Source organism: Kitasatospora sp. NPDC001132, assembly GCF_053598415.1.
This window is the reverse complement of the sequence record NZ_JBSFKF010000002.1, coordinates 468,328-485,903: the sequence shown is the minus strand read 5'-3', so window position 1 is coordinate 485,903 and position 17,576 is coordinate 468,328. Positions and strand designations below refer to the sequence as shown.

The 17,576-nt window shown below is 73.7% G+C and carries 19 protein-coding genes; 6 read left to right on the top strand and 13 right to left on the bottom strand.

Translation table 11 applies throughout. The features are described 5' to 3' along the window. Nucleotides 1-98 precede the first annotated feature (98 nt). Nucleotides 99-746 carry an HIT family protein gene (locus ACWDBE_RS04145; RefSeq protein ID WP_449787744.1) on the top strand — a complete coding sequence of 216 codons (648 nt, stop codon included), beginning with the start codon at nucleotides 99-101 and terminating at the stop codon, nucleotides 744-746. On the opposite strand, the gene ACWDBE_RS04140 is transcribed toward ACWDBE_RS04145, so the two are convergent. The 3 genes from ACWDBE_RS04140 to ACWDBE_RS04130 all read right to left on the bottom strand — a co-directional run bounded on the left by ACWDBE_RS04140 (nucleotide 730) and on the right by ACWDBE_RS04130 (nucleotide 4,000). Continuing rightward, on the bottom strand, nucleotides 730-1,734 hold the full coding sequence (locus ACWDBE_RS04140; protein WP_449807158.1) for a glycosyltransferase family 2 protein: 1,005 nt from the start codon (nucleotides 1,732-1,734) through the stop codon (nucleotides 730-732). The genes ACWDBE_RS04145 and ACWDBE_RS04140 overlap by 17 nt on opposite strands. A gap of 207 nt (nucleotides 1,735-1,941) precedes the next feature. Continuing rightward, nucleotides 1,942-2,619 (bottom strand): aggregation-promoting factor C-terminal-like domain-containing protein, encoded by a 678-nt coding sequence (locus ACWDBE_RS04135; protein ID WP_449807157.1) that lies wholly within the window; start codon nucleotides 2,617-2,619, stop codon nucleotides 1,942-1,944. A gap of 541 nt (nucleotides 2,620-3,160) precedes the next feature. Continuing rightward, nucleotides 3,161-4,000: an EI24 domain-containing protein gene (locus ACWDBE_RS04130; RefSeq protein WP_449807156.1), complete on the bottom strand. Its 840-nt coding sequence runs from the start codon at nucleotides 3,998-4,000 to the stop codon at nucleotides 3,161-3,163. Between the two features lie 141 nt (nucleotides 4,001-4,141). Between ACWDBE_RS04130 and ACWDBE_RS04125 the strand changes: the two genes are divergently transcribed. Further along, entirely contained in the window at nucleotides 4,142-4,930 is a 789-nt protein-coding gene (locus ACWDBE_RS04125; protein WP_449787740.1) for a S1 family peptidase, read from the top strand. Between the two features lie 153 nt (nucleotides 4,931-5,083). Here the strand turns inward: ACWDBE_RS04125 and ACWDBE_RS04120 are convergent, their stop codons facing one another. The 3 genes from ACWDBE_RS04120 to ACWDBE_RS04110 all read right to left on the bottom strand — a co-directional run bounded on the left by ACWDBE_RS04120 (nucleotide 5,084) and on the right by ACWDBE_RS04110 (nucleotide 8,470). Next, nucleotides 5,084-6,265: a helix-turn-helix domain-containing protein gene (locus ACWDBE_RS04120; RefSeq protein WP_449787739.1), complete on the bottom strand. Its 1,182-nt coding sequence runs from the start codon at nucleotides 6,263-6,265 to the stop codon at nucleotides 5,084-5,086. A 262-nt stretch (nucleotides 6,266-6,527) separates the two neighbouring features. Further along, nucleotides 6,528-7,967, bottom strand: coding sequence for an amino acid permease (locus tag ACWDBE_RS04115; RefSeq protein ID WP_449787738.1), 1,440 nt, complete (start codon nucleotides 7,965-7,967; stop codon nucleotides 6,528-6,530). A 266-nt stretch (nucleotides 7,968-8,233) separates the two neighbouring features. Further along, entirely contained in the window at nucleotides 8,234-8,470 is a 237-nt protein-coding gene (locus ACWDBE_RS04110; protein WP_449787737.1) for a hypothetical protein, read from the bottom strand. A 146-nt stretch (nucleotides 8,471-8,616) separates the two neighbouring features. Here ACWDBE_RS04110 and ku point away from each other — a divergent pair, with 146 nt between their 5' ends. After that, a complete protein-coding gene (gene ku / locus ACWDBE_RS04105) occupies nucleotides 8,617-9,639 on the top strand; it encodes a non-homologous end joining protein Ku (protein WP_449787736.1) in 1,023 nt (340 codons plus the stop codon). Nucleotides 9,640-9,695: 56 nt separating this feature from the next. Then, nucleotides 9,696-9,989, top strand: a complete 294-nt coding sequence (locus tag ACWDBE_RS04100; RefSeq protein WP_449787735.1) for a hypothetical protein — start codon at nucleotides 9,696-9,698, stop codon at nucleotides 9,987-9,989. Between the two features lie 32 nt (nucleotides 9,990-10,021). Here the strand turns inward: ACWDBE_RS04100 and ACWDBE_RS04095 are convergent, their stop codons facing one another. Further along, entirely contained in the window at nucleotides 10,022-11,410 is a 1,389-nt protein-coding gene (locus ACWDBE_RS04095) for an NADP-dependent succinic semialdehyde dehydrogenase (RefSeq protein ID WP_449787734.1), read from the bottom strand. 119 nt (nucleotides 11,411-11,529) lie between these two features. After that, on the bottom strand, nucleotides 11,530-11,811 hold the full coding sequence (locus tag ACWDBE_RS04090; protein ID WP_449787733.1) for a DUF6158 family protein: 282 nt from the start codon (nucleotides 11,809-11,811) through the stop codon (nucleotides 11,530-11,532). A gap of 184 nt (nucleotides 11,812-11,995) precedes the next feature. On the opposite strand from ACWDBE_RS04090, the gene ACWDBE_RS04085 reads away from it, so the two are divergent. Next, nucleotides 11,996-12,979, top strand: a complete 984-nt coding sequence (locus ACWDBE_RS04085; RefSeq protein ID WP_449807155.1) for an adenosine deaminase — start codon at nucleotides 11,996-11,998, stop codon at nucleotides 12,977-12,979. 21 nt (nucleotides 12,980-13,000) lie between these two features. Here ACWDBE_RS04085 and ACWDBE_RS04080 read toward each other — a convergent pair whose 3' ends face one another. The 5 genes from ACWDBE_RS04080 to ACWDBE_RS04060 all read right to left on the bottom strand — a co-directional run bounded on the left by ACWDBE_RS04080 (nucleotide 13,001) and on the right by ACWDBE_RS04060 (nucleotide 16,476). Next, nucleotides 13,001-13,585, bottom strand: coding sequence for a dihydrofolate reductase family protein (locus ACWDBE_RS04080; RefSeq protein ID WP_449787731.1), 585 nt, complete (start codon nucleotides 13,583-13,585; stop codon nucleotides 13,001-13,003). Nucleotides 13,586-13,649: 64 nt separating this feature from the next. Beyond that, nucleotides 13,650-14,270, bottom strand: a complete 621-nt coding sequence (locus ACWDBE_RS04075; protein ID WP_449787730.1) for a vitamin K epoxide reductase family protein — start codon at nucleotides 14,268-14,270, stop codon at nucleotides 13,650-13,652. Next, a complete protein-coding gene (locus tag ACWDBE_RS04070) occupies nucleotides 14,267-15,058 on the bottom strand; it encodes a DsbA family protein (protein ID WP_449787729.1) in 792 nt (263 codons plus the stop codon). Before ACWDBE_RS04070 ends, ACWDBE_RS04075 begins: the two co-directional genes overlap by 4 nt. Nucleotides 15,059-15,205: 147 nt before the next feature. Beyond that, complete coding sequence (locus ACWDBE_RS04065) at nucleotides 15,206-15,868, bottom strand: hypothetical protein (RefSeq protein WP_449807154.1); 663 nt, start codon at nucleotides 15,866-15,868, stop codon at nucleotides 15,206-15,208. 98 nt (nucleotides 15,869-15,966) lie between these two features. Next, complete coding sequence (locus tag ACWDBE_RS04060; RefSeq protein ID WP_449807153.1) at nucleotides 15,967-16,476, bottom strand: SRPBCC family protein; 510 nt, start codon at nucleotides 16,474-16,476, stop codon at nucleotides 15,967-15,969. A 191-nt stretch (nucleotides 16,477-16,667) separates the two neighbouring features. Between ACWDBE_RS04060 and ACWDBE_RS04055 the strand changes: the two genes are divergently transcribed. Further along, nucleotides 16,668-17,537, top strand: a complete 870-nt coding sequence (locus ACWDBE_RS04055; protein ID WP_449787726.1) for an Fpg/Nei family DNA glycosylase — start codon at nucleotides 16,668-16,670, stop codon at nucleotides 17,535-17,537. Nucleotides 17,538-17,576 lie beyond the last annotated feature (39 nt).

Below are 17,576 nucleotides of genomic sequence, written 5' to 3'. Positions count from 1 at the left end.
GCGACGGCTCCGCCGATGATCGCAGGCACCCGGCCGGACCGGTACCGGGCACGACGGGGGTACCGCCGACGGGGTGTCATGTGGCACCCTCGGCGGTCATGATCGACGAACCCGTGCCCGTTGACCCGGCCGGCCCCGAGGCCTACCTCGCCCGCCTCCCGATCGGCGAGCCGCTGCCCTTCCCGGCGGACGGCGCGCCGTCCTGGGAGATCTTCCCGTACGAGGGCGAGCTGACCGTCCGGGAACTGCGCGCGCCCGAGCTGCCGGAGCCGCCCCGCAACGGCGAGGACGGCCCGGAGAGCTGCCCGGACTGTGCCCGCCCCGACACCGACTTCCTGTGGACCGACGAGCACTGGCGGCTCGGCACCACCGACGAGCCGAACGGTCTGCCCGCCACCCTGCTCCTCTGGCCGCGCGCCCACCACGACCTGCTGGACCTGCCGGCCGAACTGTCCGCGCGGCTGGGCCCGATGCTGCAGCGGGTGGAGCGGGCGGTACGGTCGCTCGGCGGCGTCGGCCGGGTCCACGTGAACCGCTGGGGCGACGGCTCGGCACACCTGCACCTGTGGCTGCTCGCCCGCCCCGAGGGGGTGGCCCAGCTGCGCGGCTCGACCCTGCCCCTGTGGATGGACGTGCTGCCGCCGCAGCCCGCGGGGGTGAGGGCCGAGCGGGCCCGCCGGATCGCGGCGGCGATGGCCGCCGAGGGCGGCACCGCGCACGCCCGCCGAGCTACTTCCGTCCGGTGAGCGTGCCGCGCGCGATGTGGGAGAGCTTGGCCACCTCGAACGCCGGGTAGGCGCCGCCCGCCAGCAGCGAGAACTTGATCCCCTCGCGGCCGCCGGGCCGGCGGTGGCCGGGCGGCTGGAAGCGCCGGTGGTGCTCGGCGGCGCGGTGGAAGAACTGCGGCCGCTCGGCGCGGGGGACGCAGCCGGCCAGGTCGAAGACGAACAGGTAGTGCCTGATCATCCGGACGAACAGCGCGTCGCGCACCGCGTACAGGTGCGGCTGGTCCTCCAGCAGGGCGAAGCTGCGCTCGTACTGCTCGAACAGGTCGAAGACGCTGCTGCCGGGCCCGCCCGCCGGGTGGACGGTCTCCCGGCGGCGCAGCTGGACGCACTCGCGCGCCAGCACGGCGGCGCTCCGGGCGCCGAGCAGCGCCGCGTGCGCCACCGGGACCTCCTCGTAGCGGCCGGGCGGGAAGGCCAGGCCCAGCTCGGCCCAGTGGCCGCGGCGGACCAGCCGGTCCCAGATCAGCGGCGGCGCGCCGAACAGCTCGGGCCGGTCGAAGGGCGCGAACGGCTCGGGGCCGGCCTCGGCGAGCAGCGCCTCGGCCCCGCCCGGCCAGTCCCGGTCCTGGTGGCGGCGGGAGTGGCCGAACAGCAGCACGTCCACCGGCCCGGTCTGCCGGAGCCGGTCGGCGAGCGTCCGCAGGGCGTCCCGGGGCAGCAGGTGGTCGGCGTCCAGGAACAGCAGGTACTCGCCGGCCGCCCGCGCCGCCCCCGCGTTCCGGCTCGCCCCGACCCCGACCGCCGCGTTCAGGTGCAGCACCGACACGTGCGGGTGCCGGGCGGCGTACGCGTCGGCGAGCCCACCCGCGGTCTCGGGGGAGCGGTCGGCGACCACGATCACCTCGATGTCGGCCAGGGACTGGGCGAGCAGCGAGTCCAGGCAGTCGGCGAGCTGTCCGTGCTGGTCGTAGGCGGGGACCACGACGCTGATCAGGGGCGAGGGCATGACGCCGGAGCGTAAGTGGGCCTGCGGACCGTGGCAAAGCCCTGACGGTCCGTAATTCCGAGCAATCGGTGGCAAATCGTACGAGCGTGCGCCATATCTTCACGCCGCCTGCCGGACGTGTCCACGCCCGCCCCGACCTGCGGCGATGTGCGCCGGTGCCCGCGACGCGAGGTGCGTCGCGGGCACCGGTGGCCGAACGGGTCCGGCTTAGTACCAGTGGTGGGCCTGCCAGAACGACCAGGCGGCACAGGGGCTGCCGTAGCGGGTGTTCATGTAGTTCAGGCCCCACTTGATCTGGGTGGCCGGGTTGGTGCGCCAGTCGGCGCCCGCGGAGGCCATCTTGGAGCCGGGCAGGGCCTGGACCAGACCGTACGCGCCGGAGGAGGCGTTGACCGCGAGCGGGTTCCAGCTGCTCTCGCGGAACACGATGTTGCTGAAGCACTGGAGCTGGCCGGCCGGGACGATCTGCGCGGCGATCTGCTGCGGGGTGCCGGAGTAGGCGGCCGGCGCGCTGTCGAGGTTCTGGCGCTCCTGGGAACGGGAGGCGGCGGCCTCGGCGTCGGCCTTGGCCTTCGCGTCGGCCTGAGCCTGAGCCTGGGCCTCGGCCTGAGCCTGCGCCTGGGCCTGCGCCTGGGCGGCGGCGTCCGCCTCGGCCTTGGCCTGGGCCTCCTGGGCGGCCTGCGCGTCGGCGGCAGCGGTGTCGGCCTGGCCCGGCTCGGTGACCGGCCGGCCATCCGCCGACACGGCGGCCACCGGGGCGGCCGCGGTGGCGTTCCCGGTCTGCGGGATGGCGAGGGCCGCGGTGGCGGCGCTCGCGACCACGAGGGTGGCGACACCGGTGATCAGGGAGTTGCGTCGGGCATGGCTGAGCTGGCTGAGCTGCATCGGGCGGACGATCCTTCTCCGTCGGGGCCGTGCCGGTGGGCATCGGGGGCGGGGCATCGCGCGGGCTCCGGCTGAGCGGGGCCCGCTGCGGCCGCCCTGGACGGACGGCCGTGGCGCCCCGGCCGGAGAGGCGGGGGCGGGCGGCGCGGCGGCGGAGGTGAGGCTGCGCTGCCTGGCGACGGGCCATTCTTGGCAGGGCCGAGGACGGGTGGCAAAGGCGTTCTCTACTACGTCCGATCGTGGCCGCGGAGCCGACGCGGCAAGGATCGGCGGTTGATTTGTGCGCGTTTGCCCGAATTGCCCATCCGGGGGAAGAGGCTCGGAGGCGGTGAAGGATCGCAGTGTCGACACCGACTGTGGCCTGTGTTCTTCAGGCGGAGCGCGGCCGTGGACGGTCCGCCCGGGGAGCCTCGGCGGAGTCGGGTCGGCAGCCCCGGGGCGCGCGTCCACTATCGGGGATCGTGGATGGCGATCCCCCTGTGGGCGGGCTCACACGTTCGCCCACCCGATGTCGGCGCAGCGTGAGCGGAGGGTCACGGCCTCAGGGGGTCGCGTACGGATTGCCCGGGACGGGCGGCCCGGCGGGGGCGGGGGCGTCGGGGGCGGAGGCGCCGGGGGCCGGCCTCTCCCGCTCCTCCTGCGGGGCGGTCGGGACGAGGTCGCGGGCCAGCAGAGTGGCGCCGGCGACGGCCCCCGGCATGGCGAGCACCGTGACCAGTGGCACCAGGAAGGCCAGGACCAGCGGCGTGCCGAAACCCAGCGCCAGCCCGAGCCGGGCGCGCAGCAGCCGGATTCGCTCGGGCTGCGGCACCCGGCGCCGCTGCAGGGCGACGGCCGTCAGCTCGACGGTCATGAAGAAGCCGGCCACCAGGAAGCCGAGCGTCGGGACCACCGTCTGCCCGACCACCGGGATGAACCCGCAGGCGAACAGCACCACGCCGAACGCGGCCACCCGCACCAGCACGTACAGGCTGTCGCGCACCGCGGTCAGCAGCTCGCGCCAGAGCGCGGTGTCCGGTGCGGCGGGCGCGTCGCCCTCGGTCTCGTCGACCTCGGCGCAGAGCGCCTCGTAGAAGGGCTGTCCGACCACCAGGGTGACCGCGGTGAAGGTGAGCAGGGAGAGCAGCAGTCCGCCGCCGAAGACGATCGCCGCGAGCGCGTCGCGCAGCAGTTCCCGCCAGGGTGAGCCCCAGTGGTCGGCGAACGGGGTTGCCCAGTCCGCGAGGTCCTTGGCCCAGGCGCCGAGGAAGGCGAGCGCGATGACGTAGCCGACCAGTGTGAGCAGGGCCGGCAGCATCCCGAAGCCCCACCAGCGGCCGTGCCGGCCCACCCATTTCTGGCCCGCGACCAGGTACTTCGTCCCCGCCACAAGATCTCGCATGGGCGATCACCCTAGGGCCTCCCGGCCCGGAACCCCGCATTGCCGTGTTCCTGCCAGTTCCGACCGGCAAGGGCGCCCCCCTCCTGTAGCGCCGCCCGCCGGGCCACCCTCGGTCTTCCCCCACCTGCAAGGAGGAGTCCGATGAAGCGTCAACTCGGCAGGCTGATGAGCCTGTTGATCGGTCTGGTGCTCGGCGTCGGCACACTCGTGCTGCCCGCCGCCGCCTCGCCCGCGCCGTCGCCGAGCGTGGTCGGCGGCACGCGGGCGGCGCAGGGCGAGTTCCCGTTCATGGTGCGGCTCTCGATGGGCTGCGGCGGCGCGCTCTACACCTCGCAGATCGTGCTCACCGCCGCCCACTGCGTCGACGGCACCGGCGCCAACAGCAGCATCACCGTCACCGCGGGAGCGGTCGACCTGCGCAGCGGCACCGCGATCAAGGTCCGTTCCTCGTACGTCTACCAGTCGCCGTCCTTCACCGGCGCCGAGAACGGCAACGACTGGGCGCTGATCAAGCTGGCCTCGCCGATCAGCGGCAGCCTGGTCAGCACCCTGCCGATCGCCACCTCCACCGCCTACGACAACGGCACCTTCACCATCATGGGCTGGGGCGCCGCGAGCGAGGGCGGCGCCCAGCAGCGGTACCTGCTCAAGGCCACCGTGCCGTTCGTCGACGACGCCACCTGCGCCGGCGCCTACCCGGGCCTGAACAAGGCCGGCTCGCTCTGCGCGGGCTACGTCTCCCAGGGCGGCGTCGACACCTGCCAGGGCGACTCGGGCGGCCCGATGGTCCGCCAGGACGCGGCGGGCCGCTGGATCCAGGTCGGCATCGTCAGCTGGGGCAACGGCTGCGCCCGCGCGGGCTACCCGGGCGTCTACTCCCAGGTGAGCACGTACGCGGCGGCCATCGCCTCGGCGGCGGCCGGCCTCTGAGCCGACCCGCAGGGGCCGCCGGACCGGTCCGGCGGGGCCGGCCACCACTCCCGCAGGTGGTGGCCGGCCCCGCTGCCGTGCGTCCGGGCGCCGGCGCGGCGTCCGGGCTTTCACCGGCGGCGGCGTCCGGGCCGGGGCCGCGGAGCTCGGCTTTCACCGGCGCAGCCACTCCCCGGCACGCCGCTGCTCGCGGGCGATGCGGCCGGTGGTGTTCGCGGGCAGCCGGGAGAGCAGAGCGGCCGCGGCGTCGGGGTGACCGGCGAGGGCGCGGGCGCCGGCGAGGCGGGCGGTGATCAGGGCGTGGTCGCGCGGGCGGGCGGCCCGGTCGAGTAGTCGCAGGGCCGCCTCCAGCCGGTCCGCCGCGGCGTGGGCGTGGGCGCTGCGGCCGGTGTGGAGGGCGAGGTCCCGGTGGCAGGTGCCATGGGCGACGGCCAGGACCAGCTCGGCGCGCTCCGTCCAGGGCGTCGGCGCGCCGGAGCGCAGTGCGGCGCCGGTCAGTCGCCGGGCGTCCGCCAGGGTCCGGCGGACCTGCGGTGCCTGTCCGGCCAGTGCGTGGGCATGGGCCTGGACGACGGCGGCCCAGGCCCGCAGCTCCGGCAGGGGAGGGGCGGTGCTCCGGGCGGCCTCCGCCAGGGCGAGCGCGGTGGCCGCGTCCCCGTGCCACCAGTACAGGGTGCTCTGCCGGGCGAGCAGGGCGGCCGTGGTGGCCCGGTCGTCGCTCGTGCGGGCCCACTCCAGCCCGGTGGTGTACCAGCCGAGCGCGTGGGCGTGGCGGTCTCCCTCGAAGTGGGCCCAGCCGGCCAGCTCGGCGTACTGGGCGGCGAGCGAGCGGTCGGCGGTGGGGCTCTCGCGCGGGCCGGTGCATGGCCGGCCGGCCAGGGTGCGGGCGTGGTGCTCCAGGACGGCGGCCAGCTCCTCGCCGCCGATCCGGTCGACGGCGGCGCGGTAGACGGCGAGCAGTTGGGCGAGCACCTCGACGGTGGCGGCGTCCGGTGGGGCGGTGTCGGCGGCGAGGGGTTTCCGGGCGGCGGCGGCGAGTTCGCCGAGGCGTCGGCGTTCCCGTCGAAGGGCCTGCCACAGCTGCGCCAGCTCGCCGTCGGCGAGGAGGAGTTCGTCGGCCCGGTCGGGCATCCCCGGCGGCGGCCAGCGGCGGGCGTTCTCCACCCGGCTGATCAGCGAGTCGTGGTAGCCGAGCAGCCGGCCGAGCTCGGCCTGGCTGAGGCCGCGGGCTTCGCGCCAGTGGCGCAGCCGACGGCCGAAGCGCAGGCGTGCGGTCTCGGGTTCCGCGCGGGGCGGTGGCGGGGAGGGCGGCGTGGGGGTGGGCGGGATCGGCACGGGATCTCCCGGTGAGGGTCGGGAAGTGCTCGTGGGGGAGCGCTGGCCCAGATATCCCCCTTGACGTGCCTTGGTCAAACTGTGGAGGGTGAACGGGGCGTCGAACAGGACGCCCGGCGGGGTGGCGAACAGGGCGCCCGGCGGGGCGTCGAACGAACCGACCAACGGACCGGCCGGCGGGACGGCGCCGGAGAAACGGCGCCGGGCCCGGGAGCCTCCGCATCGGCTCCCGGGCCCGGCGTTCCCGCGCGGGGCGGGCGGGTCAGGAGCCCGCCGCCACCGCGGCCCGCCGCCGTCGGCCCACCACGGCCGAGGCCGCCAGCACGATGGCTGCGGCGACCAGCGACAGGTACATCTGCTTGCGCCCGTCGGCGTCGGTGAACATGTACGCCATGACGAACCCGATCATGCCCATGGCCGTCCAGGTCAGGTACGGGTACAGCCACATCCGGACGGTGTGCCGCTCGGGCATCTCACGCTCGATGATCTTCCGCATCCGCAGCTGGGTGGCGCAGATCACCAGCCAGACGAAGAGCGCGACGGCGCCGGAGGAGTTGAGCAGGAAGGCGAACACGGTGTCCGGCGAGGTGTAGTTGAAGAAGACCGCGATGAAGCCGAAGACCACCGAGGAGAGGATCGCCACCCGCGGCACGCCGCGCGAGGTCACCGTGGCGAAGGCCTTGGGCGCGTCCCCGCGCTGGCCCAGCGAGAAGGCCATCCGGGAGGCCGTGTACATCCCGGAGTTGAGGCAGGACAGCACCGCCGTCAGCACGATCACGTCCATCACCTGGCCGGCGCCCGGGATGCCGATGTGGTCCAGCACCGCCACGTACGGGCTCGCCTTGACGTCGGCGGAGTCCCACGGCAGCAGGGTGACCACGAGCAGGATCGAGCCCAGGTAGAAGATCCCGATGCGCCAGATGACGCTGTTGGTGGCCTTGCTGACCGCCTTCTCCGGGTCCTCCGACTCGCCGGCGGCCAGGGTGACGATCTCGCTGCCCATGAAGGCGAAGACCACGGTGAGCATTCCGGTGAACACCGCGCCCACCCCGTGCGGCAGGAAGCCGCCGTGGCCGGTGAGGTTGCTGGCGCCGACCGCGTGGGTGCCGGGCAGCAGGCCGAAGGCGGCGAGGGTGCCGATCACCAGGAAGGCGGCGATCGCGACCACCTTGATCCCGGCGAACCAGAACTCGAACTCGCCGTAGGAGGCCACGGAGAAGAGGTTGGTGGCGGTCAGCACCGCCATCACTATCAGCGCCCACCCCCACTGCGGCACGCCGGGCACCCAGTTGTTGAGGATCTTCGCACCGGCCGTCGCCTCGACCGCGAGCACCACGACCCAGAAGAACCAGTACAGCCAGCCGATGGAGAAGCCGGCCCAGCGGCCCAGCGCGCGGTCCGCGTACGCCGAGAACGAGCCGCTCTGCGGGTCGGCCGCGGCCATCTCGCCGAGCATCCGCATCACCAGCACGACCAGCGCGCCGGCCAGGGCGTAGGAGAGCAGGATGCCCGGGCCGGTGGTCGCGATGCCCGCGCCGGAGCCGACGAACAGGCCGGCGCCGATCACGCCGCCGATGGCGATCATCGACAGGTGGCGGTTCTTGAGCCCGGCCTTCAGGTGGCCGTCGCCGCCGTGCCCGACCGGGCCGGTCTGCTGGGGGAGCTTGGTGGCCGTGGTGGGCCTGGTGGTGTCCGCACTCATCTCGGGACCCTGTGCCTTTCCAGCGCGGTGTGACCCTCGACTCGTCATGCCGGAGGGTGGGGGACTTGCCCGCGCATTGCGTCGCAACCTAACTTCCACGCACCGGTGATCGGAACAATTTTTTGGTAACTGTTCGCTCAACGAACGTAAAAGACCTGGTCGGGGTGGGTGGAAAGGTGGCATGGAAACCTCAAATCTGATGCATCGTCAGCCTTTTGAGAGGTTCCCAAGCTCTGTTGGGGCTCAAATCGCCCGTGGGTGGGCGGTCAGATCGGCCGCACGTCGAGGACGGTGATCGAGGTCTCGTCCGCCGGTCGCCCGGTCAGCCGGGCGGCCAGGATCCGGGGGATGTCCTCCTCCTGTGAGTATCCGGGCAGGACGGCCACCTCCGCGCGCCGGGCGCCGGGCTCGCCCCGCACCGCGTACGTCACCAGGTAGCCGTACCGCTCCGGCGGGGGCGGCCCGGCCCGGTCCTGCCGGTTCTCCCGGCTGCGGGCGGTCATCCACATCGTCCTCCTCGGCCCATTGTCGGCGCGGTGTGGCCGATCCTCGCAAATCCGGGCAGAGTGGGACTCTCGGGGCATGCCGTAGGAGCATCCCGAGCGTTCGCGGTGCCGGCCGGCTCCCGGCGCCGGTCAGGAGCGACCCCATGCAGACCACCTGGAAGGGGACGATCAGCTTCGGGCTGGTCACCATCCCCGTCCACCTGTACTCCGCGACCCAGGAGCACGACGTCCCGCTGCACCAGGTGCACGAGAAGGACGGCGGCCGGGTGCGGATGAAGCGGTACTGCGAGCGGGAGGAGAAGGAGATCCCATACGCGGAGATCGCCAAGGGGTACGAGTCCCCCGACGGGCGGACCGTCACGCTCTCCGACGAGGACCTCGCCGACCTGCCGCTGCCCAGCAAGAAGATCATCGACGTGCTGGCCTTCGTGGACGAGAACGAGATCGACCCGCTGATGTTCTCCAAGGCCTACTACGTCGGCGTCGCCGACAAGGCCGCCGCCAAGCCGTACGCGCTGCTGCGCGACGCGCTCACCGAGTCCGGGCAGATCGCCGTCACCAAGATCGCGCTGCGCACCCGGGAGTCGCCCGCGGTGCTGCGGGTGCACGACAACACCCTGGTGCTCCAGACCTGCATCTGGCCCGACGAGGTCCGCCCGGCGGCCGGCATCGCGCCCGAGGGGGACGTCACCGTCCGACCGCAGGAGCTCAAGATGGCGCGGTCGCTGATGGACACCCTCTCCGAGGACTTCGACCTCTCCCAGCTGCACGACGACTACCAGCAGGCGCTGCAGCAGGTGATCACCGCGCGGCTGGAGGGCGTGGAGGTCCCGCACGAGGAGGAGCCGGGCGAGGCGCCGGACAACGTGATCGACCTGATGGAGGCGCTGCGCAGCAGCCTCAAGCAGGCCAAGGGCGGGCGGGGCGGCGGGCCGGGCGGCGCCGAGGACGCCGAGGGGGAGGAGCCCGCGCCGCGCAGGCGCGCCCCGACGAAGCGGACCGGCGCGAAGTCGGCCCCGAAAGCCGCCCCGAAGGCGACCGCGAAGACCACCGGCGCCGGCTCCGCAGGGGGTTCGGCGAAGGGCTCGGCGAAGGGATCGGCGAAGGGTTCGGCCGCGAAGAAGACCACCGCCCGGAAGTCCTCGGCTCCCCGCAAGGCCTCCTGACCCTCCCGGGCCAGGCGTTCCTCCCGTCCAGCCGTCCAGCATTGGAGGCGATCCCGATGGACCTGCTGACCTACCAGGAATTCGACGCCAAGGAACGGGCCGAGCCCGAAGCCCAGCGGAACCGGGGCTTCGGGCACCGCGCCTGGCACTGGCTGCTCGGCCTCAGCCCCACCGTGGTGACGTTCATGGTCGCGCTCTCGATCGGCCTCTGCATGGTGGCCGTCCAGGTGAGCCTGCTGCCGGTGCTGATACCGATGGCGATCTTCTGGGGGCTGACGCTCATCGCGCTGGGCGGCGTGATCGCCCGCTGGATGACCCCCGGGCCGGGCCGCCACCGCGTGGCGTCCTGACCGGCCCGGGGCGGGCGCGGGCCCGGGAGGGCTCAGCCGATCCACACCGTGGTGACGTTGCAGAACTCCCGGATCCCGTGCCCGGACAGCTCCCGCCCGAACCCGGAACGCTTGACCCCGCCGAACGGCAGCGCCGGGTGGGAGGCCGTCATCCCGTTGAAGAACACCCCGCCGGCCTGGATGTCCCGCACGAAGCGCTCCCGCTCGGCCTCGTCGGTGGTCCAGACGTTGGCGCTGAGCCCGAACGGGGTGTCGTTGGCGACGGCCACCGCCTCGTCCAGGTCGGCCACCCGGTAGACGGTGGCGACCGGGCCGAAGGTCTCCTCGTGGTGGATCCGCATCGCCGGGGTGATGCCGGTGAGCACCGTCGGCTCGAAGAACCAGCCGGAGTCCCAGCCGGTGGGCCGCCCGCCGCCGCACTCCACCCGGGCGCCCCGGGTACGGGCGTCCTCGACCAGCTCCTCCAGGTCGTCCCGGCCCTGGCGGCTGGCCAGCGGGCCGACGTCGGTGCCCTCGTCCATCGGGTCGCCGACCTTCAGCGCGCGCATCGCCTCGGTGAAGGCGGAGGTGAAGCGGTCGTACACGTCGGTGTGCACGATGAAGCGCTTGGCGGCGATGCAGGACTGGCCGTTGTTCTGCACCCGGGCCCGGACGGCGGTGCGCGCCGCCTCGTCCACGTCGGCGCTCGGCAGGACGACGAACGGGTCGCTGCCGCCCAGCTCCAGCACGGCCTTCTTCACCACGTCCGCCGCGGTGGCCGCGACCGCCCGCCCGGCCGGCTCGCTGCCGGTGAGGGTGACGGCGGCGACCCTGGGGTCCCGGATCACGCCCTCGACCGCGCCCGAGCCGATCAGCAGCGTCTGGAAGCAGCCCTCGGGGAAGCCGGCCCGCTGGAACAGCTCCTCGATCGCCAGCGCGGTGCGCGGCACGTTGGAGGCGTGCTTGAGCAGGCCGACGTTGCCCGCCATCAGCGCCGGCGCGGCGAACCGGATGACCTGCCACAGCGGGAAGTTCCACGGCATCACGGCCAGCACGGGGCCGAGCGGGCGGTAGCGGACGTAGGCGCGGGCGGCGCCGGAGTCGGCGACGTCTTCCGGGGCCGGGTGCTCGTCGGCGAGCAGCGCCTCGGCGTTGTCCGCGTACCAGCGCATCGCCTTGGCGCACTTGGCGGTCTCGGCGCGGGCCCCGGCGAGCGGCTTGCCCATCTCCTCGGTCATGGTGCGGGCGACCGCCTCCTGCTCCTGGTCCAGCAGGTCGGCGGCGCGGCGCAGCAGTTCGGCGCGGGCCGCGAAGGAGGTGCGGCGGTAGCTGTGGAAGGCGGCCTCGGCGCGGGCCAGCCGCCGTTCGATGCCGGCCGCGTCGAGCGGCTCGAAGGTCTGGACGGTCTCGCCGGTCGCGGGGTTGACGCTGGCGATGGGCATGCGGGGCTCCCAGGAGGTTCGGGTCCGGTGCGTCTGCCCTCACACCCTCTCCGACGGCCCGGCTCCGGGCACACCACCGCGCGCCCGGCGTGTCCCGGCGGGCGCGCGGCCCGTTCCGGTCACTCCGGCAGCGACTCCACCCGGGCGGCCGCCTCCCTGGCCCTGGCCCCGGCCCTGGTCCGGGCCGCGGTGACCTGCCGGTTGGGGAAGCGGTGCAGGTACTCGGCCTCCAGCTCGCCGGTGCGCAGCGTGTGCCGCTTCAGCGCCTCCTCCGAGCCGTACAGGAAGGTCTCGTGGCGGGTGCGGTGCAGCTGTTCCAGCTCGTGCAGGAGCGTGTCGTTGCCCAGGGCGTGCGGGGAGATGCCCGCGGGCCGGATGTGCGGGTCTTCGGCGTGCCGCATCTCGGTGCCTCCTCGGCGGAAGTCCCCTCCTACAGGGTGCCCGCGGAGCGTCGCCGGTGCACCCGGTCGGTTCCGGCCGGGCAGGTCCGAGCGGGTCGCCCGCCGAGCCCCCCACGTCGAGAAGCTCATAGGATGATCCTTCCGTCACCTCCGGGTCCACCCGCTACCGCTGGACAGATCGCACATGCCGCTTCCCAAGGCCGAACTCCACCTGCACATCGAAGGCACCCTGGAGCCCGAGCTCGCCTTCGAGCTCGCCGCCCGCAACGGCGTCCAGCTGCCGTACGCCGACACCGAGGCGCTGCGCGAGGCGTACTCCTTCAGCGACCTCCAGTCCTTCCTGGACCTCTACTACGCGCTGATGGCCGTGCTGCGCACCGAGGACGACTTCGCCGACCTCGCCGACGCCTACCTCGCCCGCGCCGCCGAGCAGGGCGTCCGCCACGCGGAGGTCTTCTTCGACCCGCAGGCGCACACCGCCCGCGGGGTGCCACTGGGCGTGGTGGTGGACGGCCTGACCCGGGCGCTGCAGCGCAGCGAGGAACGGCACGGCGTCAGCACCCAGCTGATCATGTGCTTCCTGCGGGACGAGTCCGCGGAGTCCGCGCTGGAGACCTTCGAGGCCGCCCGCCCCTACTTCGACCGGATCGCCGGCATCGGCCTGGACTCCGCCGAGGTCGGCCACCCGCCGGTGAAGTTCCGCGAGGTGTACCGCCGGGCCGCCGAGGCCGGGCTGCGCCGGGTCGCCCACGCGGGCGAGGAGGGCCCGGCCGCGTACATCACCGAGGCGCTGGACGTCCTCGGCGTCGAGCGGATCGACCACGGGCTGCGTTGCCTGGAGGACGGCGAGCTGGTCGCCCGCCTGGTGCGCGAGCAGATCCCGCTGACCGTCTGCCCGCTCTCCAACGTCCGGCTGCGCTGCGTCGACACCCTCGCCGACCACCCGCTGGGGGAGATGCTGGACGCCGGCCTGCTGGTCACCGTCAACTCCGACGACCCGGCCTACTTCGGCGGCTACGTCGAGGACAACTTCCGCGCCGTCCGCGAGGCCCTCGGCCTCGACCAGGAGACCCAGCGCCGCCTGGCCGCCAACTCCTTCCGCGCCTCCTTCGTCAGCGAGGAGCGCCGCGCCGAACTCCTCGCCGAGGTCGAGGCGTACACCTTCTGACCCGAGCGCAGCGGCGGCCCGTCACCCGTCCAGCGGGGACGGGCCGCCGCGCTCGTAGTGGAGCAGGGTGACGCCGTTGGTGAAGCGGTGGGTGTCCTTGAGGGTGAGCGGGACGGGGTGGTCGGCGGGGCGGAAGAAGAGGGTGCCGCGGCCGAGGACGACGGGATGGACGTAGAAGCGGAACTCGTCGACGAGGTCCTGGGCGAGGAAGGACTCCGCCAGGTTCGCGCCGCTGAGGGCGAGGTCGCCGCCGGGACCGGCGGTGAGGGCGGCGACCGACTCCGGGGTGACCTCGCGGACGACGGTGGTGTTCCAGTCGGCGCGGTCGAGGGTCCGGGAGAAGACCGTCTTCGGCATCGCGCGCCAGATGCCCGCGAACTCGGCCACCGTGGCGTCGGCGTCCGGGTCCTGGTCGGCGGTGGGCCAGACGGAGGCCATCAGCTCGTGCGTCACCCGGCCGGAGACGAAACCACCCATCCGGGCGAGCACCCGGTTGAAGTGGGTGTGCACCTCGTCGTCGACGAGGTTCCAGCCGAGGTCGTGGTTCGGGCCCTCGAAGTAGCCGTCGACCGACACGGAGACGAAGAGAACGATCCTGCGACGCATGGCACCCCACGGGGAGGACGGTCCGCCGCCCTCCCGCCGGAGCGGGCAGGGCGGCGGACGGGGATCAGATCAGGGTGCTCCAGTAGTACCAGAACCGGTTGAGGACCAGCAGCGCGATCACCGCGTACCAGAGCGCCGGGACGACCCAGTGGTAGCGGACCGCCTCCCGGACGGCCACCCGCAGCCGCGGGCCCACCGGGATCACACCCGAACGCAGGTTGTGCAGCGTGGTGTACCAGAACAGCGGGATCACCGCGGCCCACACCACCATGCAGTACGGGCAGAGCGCGCCGATCCGGTACAGCGCCTGGTACATCAGCCAGGTCACGAAGCCGACCCCGAACACCGTCCCGGCCTGCAGGCCCAGCCAGAACCAGCGCCGGAACGCCGCGCCCGAGAGCAGCCCGGCACCGATCGCGACGACCACCCCGAAGGCGACCAGCCCGATCAGCGAGTTGGGGAAGCCGAAGGCCTCCGCCTGCTCGCTGCGCATGATCGAGCCGCAGCTGATGATCGGGTTGATGTTGCAGTTGGGGACGTACGACGGGTCCTCCAGCAGCCGGATCTTGTCCAGCGTGAGGACCGTCGAGGCGAACAGGCCGACCGCGCCGCCGATCAGCAGCAGCCAGGCGAACGGGCGGCTCGCGCCGTACGCGGGCCGTACGGCGGGGGAGTCGGCCGTCATCCGGTCACCTGCTTGACCATCGCGGTGAACTGCTCGGGGGAGACGGCCTTGCCGTTGCTGAGGACGTCCAGCTTCCTGCCGTCCAGCTTGACGGTCGGGGTGCCGGTCACGTCGCTCTTGTTGAACTCCTCGTTGACCTTGGCCGCCCACGGGGCGTAGGTCCGGTCGGTGACCGCCTTCACGAAGGCGTCGGTCTTCAGGCCGGGCACCTGCCCGGCCAGGTCCAGGATGTGGTTGACGTCGCCGAAGGCGTCGCTGCGCTCGTCCGGCTGGTTGGCGTACAGCACGTCGTGGAAGGCCTTGAACTTGTCCACGCCCTCGTTCAGCGCGGCGCCGGCGGCGGCCAGCGCGGTGCGCGAGCCCTTGCCGCCGAGGTTGTTGTCCAGGAACGTCGCCAGGTGGTACTCGACCTTGTAGGTGCCCTCGTCGGCGAGCTGCTGGATCGCCTTGCCGGTGGTCGTCTCCAGCTGCTCGCAGAACGGGCAGCGGAAGTCCTCGTAGACCTCCAGGGTGTGCGGGGCGTCGGCCTTGCCGTAGGTGATCACGGTGCCGCCGGAGCCGCCCGCGTTGGCCGGCACGACCAGCGGGCCGTTCGCGGCGCCCGAGCCGGAGCCGGAGGAGCCGCCGACGGCGAAGGCCACGCCCGCCGCCAGGGCGAGCACGGCGGCGGAGGCGCCGCCGACCACCACCCGGCGGCGGATCCGGTCGGAGCGCTCGGCCTGGGCCCGGGCGGCGCGCATGCGGTCGGTGGCGGAGGCCTTCTTGTCGGCCTTGCGGGTGTTGCTCATGGGGTGTCGTCCTGTGCTCTCGGGCGTACGGGGAGGCACGCGGTCGGTCGGGGACCGCGTGGAGGGGCCGGTCGGGGACCGTGGGGAGGGTCGGGGACCGTGGGGAGGGGAGAGAACAGCCGGTCGAGCGGGCGGGAGCGCCGTCGCTCAGGCGGCCAGGGCGAACACCGGCGGACCGCGCCGGACGGCCGGACGGACGACGACGTCCTCGGCGGGGACCAGCGTGCGGCTGGCCCGGGGAAACGGCACCCGCGCCGGCGGACGGGCCGGCAGCGGGGCGAACAGCAGCCGCAGCCAGCGGGCGGCGGCGGGCAGGTGGCGGTGCAGGAACTCGCCCAGCATCCGGACGGCACCGGCCAGGCAGCACAGCGCGGCGTCCGCGCGGCGCAGCCAGTAGGCGCCGGCCAGCGCGATCACCGTGTGCAGCACGAGCAGGAGCAGCAGTACGCCGGTCTGCGCGGAGGCGCCGTGGCCGAGCAGGAACCCGCCGAGCGAGCCGCCGCCGCACAGCAGCGGCCGCAGGCCGTGCCCGGCACCGGGCGGCAGCGAGGGACAGGTGCTCTGCGCGAGGTCGAACAGCGCGCCGGTGCCCAGCTGCAGCGGCAGGAACACCGCCGCGATCGCCGGGTAGCCGCGCTCGCGGCCGGCCAGCGCGAAGGCCACCGCGAAGACGCCGGCGAAGGCCGGCAGCATCGGGCCGACCGGCAGCGCACGGCCGGTCACCAGCACCTGGCCGAGCCCGGCGAGCAGCACGACCAGCGCGGCGAAGACCGCCGCGCGGAGCGTCCTGGTGACCGGGCCGATGTCCATGGGACCCGAGTCTGCCACAGGTTGAAACTGGAACGGTCTGCCGGGTGGTGAGCTGTGAACAGCCTCACCACCCGTCCTGAGCTGGGCTTATGCAGCGCTTACGGGCGGTGGTGGCCGGGGGCTGGGGCGGGGGTTGGGGCGGGGGTGTCCGACGGTTCCGGGTGGGCCTCGGCGGCGTTCACCCGTGCCTCGACCAGCTCCCGGAAGTGGTCCAGATCCTCGCGCACCGCCCGCTCGATCGCCCCGGCCTGGGCGAAGCCGCGCGGCCCGCCGAACTCCCGGTGCAACGCCTCCGGGTCGTACTCCACCCGGATCTGCAACCGGGTGTGCCCGGCGTCGAGCGGCAGCAGCGCGAAGGCGCCGCGCAGCCGGGGGGCGTCCGTGGTCCGCCAGGACATCACCCGGCCCCGGCCGCGGTCGGTGATCTCGGCGTCGACCGAGCGCTCGTCGCCGTCGATCTCCACCCCGAGGTGCGCGAGGTTCCGGCCGTGCGGGTGGGCGCTGCGGACGCCGTCGACGAACCGGGGGTACTCGTGCACCCGGTGCAGCTGCTCCCAGGCGGCGAGGACGGGGGCGGCGATGTCGATCTGTTCCTCAAGGGTGCTCATGGGGCGGTGCACCTCCCTGTGTTCCAGCCTGCGCCCTGGGGGTGGGGTGGGCAATGGGGGGTGCTGGGGGTGGACGGGGGCGGGGGCGCGTCCCTCTCGCTGGGGTGGGAGGGGTGGGTGGGTCGTTGCTATGGGTGGGGTCTGGGGCTTTGTGGCGCGCGGGTGGGGGCGGGGTGGGGGAGACTGGGCGCATGCCGGAGCTGCCTGAGGTCGAGGCGCTGAGTGCCTTTCTGTCCGAGCGGTTGACCGGGCGGGTGATCGCTCGGGTGCAGCCGGTGGCGATCAGTGCGTTGAAGACGTACGACCCGCCGGTGACGGGGTTGGAGGGGCGGACGGTCGGCGGGGTGAGCAGGCGGGGCAAGTTCCTGGACATCGAGGTGGAGGGGCTGCACCTGGTGGTGCACCTGGCTCGGGCCGGGTGGTTGCGGTGGAAGGACAGGCTGCCCGCCGAGCCGCCGCGGCCGGGGCCGCGCAATCCGCTGGCGTTGCGGGTACGGCTGGCGGGGGAGGCCGGGGACGGTTTCGAGCTCACCGAGGCCGGGACGAAGAAGGGGCTGGCGGTGTACGTGGTGCGCGATCCGGCCGAGGTGCCGGGGGTGGCCGGGCTCGGGCCGGACCCGCTGGACCCGGGGTTCGGCCTGGCGGACCTCGCCGGGCTGTTGCGCGGCGAGCGGCGGCGGCTCAAGGGGGTGCTGCGGGACCAGAGGGTGCTGGCCGGGGTGGGCAACGCGTACTCGGACGAGGTGTTGCACGCGGCGCGGATGTCGCCGTACAAGATCGCCGGGAGCCTGACGGAGGACGAGGTGGCCCGGCTGTACGAGGCGCTCGGCGGGACGCTGCGCGAGGCGGTGGAGCGTTCGCGGGGGCTGGCGGCGGGGGAGCTGAAGGCGGAGAAGAAGCTCGGACTGCGGGTGCACGGCAGGGCCGGCTTGCCGTGCCCGGTGTGCGGGGACACCATCCGCGAGGTGTCGTTCGCGGACTCCTCGCTGCAGTACTGCCCGACCTGCCAGACCGGGGGCAAACCGTTGGCGGACCGGCGGCTGTCGCGGCTGCTGAAGTGACGCCTCCGTCCGACGGGGCCCGTCGGACGGAGGCGTGCC